The organism is Leucobacter sp. M11, from assembly GCF_035726885.1.
Taxonomy (GTDB): domain Bacteria; phylum Actinomycetota; class Actinomycetes; order Actinomycetales; family Microbacteriaceae; genus JAPFRB01.
On sequence record NZ_JAPFRB010000007.1, the window covers coordinates 13126 to 15578 of the forward strand.

At 69.6% G+C, this 2453-nt stretch carries 2 protein-coding genes; both read left to right on the forward strand.

Annotated elements, in window-relative coordinates; all coding sequences use genetic code 11:
* A partial coding sequence (locus tag OOT08_RS17965; RefSeq protein ID WP_325094247.1) for an ABC transporter substrate-binding protein occupies positions 1–1506 on the forward strand: 1506 nt, incomplete at its 5' end.
* Positions 1503–2453 (forward strand): ABC transporter permease (locus OOT08_RS17970; RefSeq protein WP_325094248.1); only part of this gene is annotated, 951 nt, incomplete at its 3' end. The genes OOT08_RS17965 and OOT08_RS17970, both read left to right, overlap by 4 nt.

Genomic DNA, 2453 nt, shown 5'->3' on the forward strand with positions numbered 1-2453 from the left:
CTGATCCTCACCGGGTGCAGCAGCGACCCGGACACGTCCGGCGGCACCACCGGGGCCGGCGACCCCGTCACCGGCGGCAGCCTGAGCGTTGGCGTGGTCGGCGGGTCCATCAAGGACACCCTCGACGCCCACGTCCCCGTCACCCACCCGGATCAGGCCCGGGTGATTCAGCTCTATTCCACGCTGATCGACTATTCCGTGGACCACGAGTTGCAGATGGCTCTCGCGGAGTCCGTTGAGCCCTCCGCGGACGCCCGAACCTGGACCGTGACCCTTCGCGAGGGGCTGAAGTTCAGCGACGGCAGCCCCATCACCTCCGCCGACGTGATCGCCTCGATCATGCGCATCACGGACCCGGACGACCCGAAGGCCGGGGCCACGGCCCTCGCGGACCTCGACCGGGACGCCGTCGAGGCCGTGGACGAGCTGACCGCGGTCTTCCCCTTCAACGACCCAACGACGGTGTTCGCGGACTCCCTCGCGCAGTACGCCTCCGGCATCGTGCCGGCGGACTACGACCCCGAGAACCCGGTGTCTTCCGGCCCCTTCATGCCGCAGTCATTCGAACCGGGCCAGCAGAGCGTGTTCGTGAAAAACCCCAACTACTTCCGGGAGGGAGAGCCCTTCCTGGACGAGGTGACGATCATCAACTTCCCGGACGACACCGCCCGGGTGAATGCCCTGCTCGGCGGGCAGGTGGACGCGATCGATCAGCTGCCCCTCGGGCAGACGAGCGTGGTCGAGGCCAACGACGGCTTCGAGGTGCTGGAGTCGCCGAGCGGCTCCTGGCTGCCGTTCACGATGCGCGTGGACACCGCGCCCTTCGACGATGTGCGGGTCCGGCAGGCCTTCCGCCTGATCGTGGACCGCCAGCAGATGGTGGACCAGGTGCTCGACGGCCGGGGCGAGATCGGCAACGACATGTACGCGCCATACGACGCCTGCTACCCGAGCGATATCCCGCAGCGCACGCAGGACATCGAGGAGGCCAAGCGGCTCCTCGCCGAGGCTGGGCAGAGCGATCTCACGGTCGAGCTGGTCACCTCGCCGGTGGCCGCGGGCATCGTCGAGGCCGCGCAGGTCTTTGCTCAGCAGGCCGCGGAGGCCGGGGTCACCGTGGAGATCAACCGGGTCGACACGGGGGACTTCTACGGGGAGCGCTACCTCGACTGGACCTTCGCGCAGGACTTCTGGTTTACGCGGGACTACCTCCCGCAGACCGACGTCTCGAGCTTCGAGAGCTCGCCGTACAACGAAACCCACTGGAACGACCCGGAGTGGACGCGCATCGCGCTGGAGGCCCGCGGGGAACTCGACGAGGATCGCCGCTGCGAGCTCATCCGCGAGGCGCAGCAGATCGAGTACGACACGGGCGGCTACATCGTGTGGGGCTTCCCGAACACGGTTGACGCGTACCGGGTCGGCGTGAACGGCTTCGTGCCGGACCCGAGCGGGATCCCGCTCACCTCCTTCGCCTTCCGCCTGGTGTGGCTGGACCAGGCATGACCGACGCCTCACTCGCGGTCGGTCCGGGCGCTGCGCGCCCGGGCCGACCGCCGCGCCGGGCACCCTCCGCCCCGCCGGGGAGCGCCCGGCGGCGCCTGGGGGCGGTGCCCCGGCTGCTGCTCAGCCGGCTCGGCTTTGGGGTGCTCACGCTCCTCGCGGTCTCGGTTGTCGTTTTCCTCGCCACGCAGGCCCTGCCCGGGGACGCCGCGCAGGCGATTCTGGGCCGCGAGGCGACCCCGGAGCGGCTCGCGGCGCTGCGCGAGCAGCTGGACCTGGGCGGGAACTGGTTTCAGCAGTACGGGGCGTGGATCGTCAAGGTGGTGAGCCTGGACCTCGGGCTCTCGCTCACCGCGGGCATCCCCGTCTCGGATCTTCTCCTGCCGAGCCTCGTCAGCTCGGGCGTGCTGATGCTGATTGCCGCCCTGATCGCGATTCCGGTCGCGATCGGCGTTGGCACCTGGAGCGCCCTGCGGCAGGGCCGCGCGGGCGATCACCTCACGAGCGTGCTCACCCTGGTGCTGGCCTCGCTGCCCGAGTTCGTGGTCGGGGTGTTTCTCATCCTGCTGCTGTCCACCGGGCTCTTTCAACTGTTCCCCGCGGTGGTCGTGCTCGCCCCGGGCGCGGCGGTCTGGTCCTCGCCCGAGCAGCTGGTGCTGCCCGTGCTCACCCTCGTGCTTGCCGTGTCGCCGTACATTATTCGGATCATGCGCGGGACCATGCTTGAGGTCCTCGACAGCCCCTACGTCCAGCAGGCCCGGCTGAAGGGGCTGCCCGAGCGGCGCGTGATCACCCGGCACGCGATCCCCAACGCGATCGGCCCGGTCGCCCAGGTGATCGCCCTGCAACTCGCGTGGCTGGTCGGCGGCGTCGTCATCATCGAGTACCTGTTCCGCTACCCGGGCATCGGTTTCCTCCTGATCGACGGGGTCACCAACCGGGACGTGCCC